This is a genomic window from Mycobacteriales bacterium, assembly GCA_035550055.1.
Lineage (GTDB): Bacteria > Actinomycetota > Actinomycetes > JAFAQI01 > JAFAQI01 > DASZTV01.
The window spans coordinates 1-3,451 of record DASZRO010000113.1 but is presented as its reverse complement, the minus strand read 5'-3'; the positions used below and the strand labels follow the sequence as shown (position 1 = coordinate 3,451).

Annotated in this window: 3 protein-coding genes; all 3 read right to left on the bottom strand. The window is 70.6% G+C overall.

Going from position 1 to position 3,451, the window contains the following annotated elements:
• Positions 1-606 precede the first annotated feature (606 nt).
• The gene (gene thrB / locus VG899_16350) at positions 607-1,530 is read right to left on the bottom strand and encodes a homoserine kinase (GenBank protein HWA67936.1); all 924 of its coding nucleotides are present in this window, start codon (positions 1,528-1,530) and stop codon (positions 607-609) included.
• Positions 1,530-2,597, bottom strand: a complete 1,068-nt coding sequence (gene thrC / locus VG899_16345) for a threonine synthase (protein ID HWA67935.1) — start codon at positions 2,595-2,597, stop codon at positions 1,530-1,532. Before thrC ends, thrB begins: the two co-directional genes overlap by 1 nt.
• On the bottom strand, positions 2,594-3,451 hold an 858-nt coding region (locus tag VG899_16340), incomplete at its 5' end, for a homoserine dehydrogenase (protein ID HWA67934.1). The genes VG899_16340 and thrC, both read right to left, overlap by 4 nt.

Here is a 3,451-nt window from a genome sequence, read left to right as displayed (position 1 = left end):
CGCCGGCAAGGGTCTGCAGCTCGGGCAGCAACATGCCGGACAGGCCCTTGCGCCGGGGCCGCTCGTCGGCGACATGCCCGTTCGCAGAGCCGTTGGCCGATCCGTCGGCGTCGTACGACGTGGTCGTCGTAGCGGTTGCGGAGTCGGCCTCGTGAGTTTCGCTCACTCGTGGTGTTCCTTCCTTGCTGACGCGATGCCGGCTCGGTTCTCGTGGCGGCATCGCAACCCGCCTTCGCGGCGGGAAGAGTGGTGGGCCGGCCCGGGGTGGTTCATCGCAATGACCCGCGTGGGGTCAGGGGAAGCTTCGAGCCGGACTAGGCAACTTGCTGCTGGTGATGCTCGCTGCCGGAAACGCCGACTCGCTGCAGAGCGGGAACCTCGCCCCGATGGGGCGGCTGTGTCACAGCGTAGTAGTCGCTGGTACTCCGATCAACAACGGTCCCCACCCGGCCATTTCCCGCCGCCCCACCCGACCGCCCCCTGTTCGAAGTAGCACACGAAGTCCTCCCGGAATCCGGCAAGTCGGGCAAATCACCCTCTCGGGAGCACATCTGTGTGCTACTTCGTGCAAGGAGGGGACGGGATGGGCGCGGCGGGCGGGCGTGGTCAGAGCGTGGTGATGTGGGCGCCCTTGGTCGCCACGTCGAGCGGGAGCGCGCTCCATCCGCGGCGGGCGAAACCCTGTGCCAGCTCTCGCGTCTTGGTCGTGGTGAGGGCGAGCACCGTCGGGCCGGCGCCGGAGACCACAGCCGGTACGCCGGCGTCGCGGAGCTCGGCGACCAGGGCCGCGGTGCGAGGCATGGCCGAGGCACGGTAGGGCTGGTGGAGCCGGTCTTCGGTAGCGGCCATCAGGTCCTCGGGATGAGCCCGCAATGCCTCGACCAGCAACGCCGATCGCGCGGCGTTGGCGACCGCGTCTGCGTGCGGCACGGACTCGGGGAGCAACTTTCGCGCCGCCTTCGTCGACGAGCTCGAGCCGGGCACGAAGACCACCGGCGCCAACGCCGCGGCGGTCGGCACCTGCACCGCACGGGCGCCGTCATCCTCCGACCACGCGATGGTCAAGCCGCCGAGCAGGCAGGCCGCCACGTTGTCCGGGTGTCCTTCGAGCGCACTCGCATGCGCCAGCGCGGCGGCGTCGTCCATCCGCTCGTTACCGCCGACGACGAGCCCTCGCGCAGCGACCACCCCGGCCACGATCGCGGCCGCCGACGACCCGAGACCGCGGCTGTGCGGGATGCGGTTGGCACAGACGACCTCGAGGCCGGCGGGGGCCCCGCCGAGCAGCTTGAACGTCGCTTTCATGGACCGTACGACGAGGTGCCGGGCGTTGCGCGGCACGCTCGCCGCACCCATGCCGGCTACGTCGACGCTGAGCCCCGGCTCGTCGGTGATCCGTACGACGACGTCGTCGAAGAGGTCCAGGGCGAGCCCGAGCGCATCGAAGCCCGGGCCGAGGTTGGCACTGGTGGCGGGCACCCGCACCCGAAGCGCAGCGGCCCGAAACACCGGACCCGACTTGCGTGCCATTACAAGTCGAGCGCTTCGGCCGCGGCCGAGACCTCGGCGGCGATCGTGATCGGGGCGGGCGCACCTGCGATCGCCCACTCGGGGTCCTTCAACCCGTTGCCCGTGACGGTGCACACCACCCGTTGTCCGGAGGCCAGCGTGCCTTCGGTGTGAGCCTGGAGCAGACCGGCGACGCTCGCGGCGCTCGCCGGTTCGACGAAGACCCCTTCTTCTCTTGCCAGGATGCGGTACGCCGCGAGGATGTCGCGGTCGGTGACCGCCTCGATCGCCCCGCCCGACTCGTCGCGCGCGGCGAGCGCCTGCGCCCACGAGGCCGGGTTGCCGATCCGGATGGCGGTCGCGATCGTCGACGGCGAGTGCACCGGCGCGCCCTTCACGATCGGTGCGGCACCGGCGGCCTGGAAGCCCCGCATCACCGGGCGGCGCGAGCTCACGCCGTCAGCGGCGTACTCGGTGTAGCCCTTCCAGTACGCGGTGATGTTGCCTGCGTTGCCGACCGGAAGGCAGTGCACGTCGGGGGCGTCACCGAGTGCGTCGCAGATCTCGAACGACGCGGTCTTCTGACCTTCGATGCGGAACTCGTTGACCGAGTTCACCAGCGAGACGGGGTACTTGTCGGCGAGGTCGCGCGCGAGGTTCAGGCAGTCGTCGAAGTTGCCGTCGACCTGCAGCAGCCGGGCACCGTGCACCAGCGCCTGCGCGAGCTTGCCCATCGCGATCTTGCCGCGGGGAACGAGCACGGCGCAGACCATGCCGGCGCGAACCGCGTACGCCGCCGCGCTCGCAGACGTGTTGCCGGTGGACGCGCAGATCACCGCCTTGGCGCCCTCTTCGGCGGCCTTGCTGATGGCCATCGTCATGCCGCGGTCCTTGAACGACCCGGTCGGGTTGAGGCCTTCGACCTTGAGGTGGACCTCGCAACCGGTGACGGCAGACAGCCGCGGCGCGGGCACCAGCGGCGTGCCGCCTTCACGCAGCGTGACGACCGGCGTCGCGTCGGTGACGGGGAGCCGCTCGCGGTACTCCTCGATGACGCCGCGCCACGGCACGTGCTTGCCCGCGGTCATACGTTCGCTCCTTCGACCCGCATCACGCTCGCGACGTCACGCACGGTGTCGAAGCCCCGCAGGTCCTCGACGGTCGCCGACAGCGCCGCATCCGTTGCATCGTGCGTCGCGATCACCAGCGACGCGTCGTCGCCGTGGCCCTCCTGGCGAACGGTCTGGATCGACACGTCGTGCGCCGCGAACGCCTGCGCCACGCTGGCGAGCACACCCGCCTTGTCGGCCACGTCGAGGCTCACGTGATAGCGGGTGACGGTCTCCCCCATCGGCCGGATCGGCAGTGCGGCGTACGACGAGTCACCCGCGCCTCGCGCCCCCGACAACTGGTTGCGGCACACCGCGACCAGGTCGCCGAGTACGGCGCTCGCGGTCGGTGCGCCGCCGGCGCCGCGGCCGTAAAACATCAGCTGACCGGCTGCCACCGCCTCCACGAACACCGCGTTGTAGGCGTCACGAACCCCGGCCAGCGGATGGCTGAGCGGGACGATCGCCGGGTGGACCCGCACCCCGATCGAGTCGCGTCCGGCGTGGTCAGGACCCCGCTCGGCGATCGCGAGCAGCTTGACGACGCCGTTCATCTCGCGCGCGCTCGCGACGTCGCTGGCGGTGACCTTCGTGATGCCTTCGCGGTAGACGTCGTCGATGGACACCCGGGTGTGAAAGGCCAGGCTGGCAAGGATCGCCGCCTTGGCCGCGGCGTCGAACGCCTCGACGTCCGCCGTCGGGTCCGCCTCGGCGTAACCGAGCGCCTGCGCCTCTTCCAGTGCGTCGCCGAAGCTCGCCCCGGTGCCGTCCATCTTGGTGAGGATGTAGTTGGTCGTGCCGTTGACGATCCCGATCACCCGGGTGATCCGGTC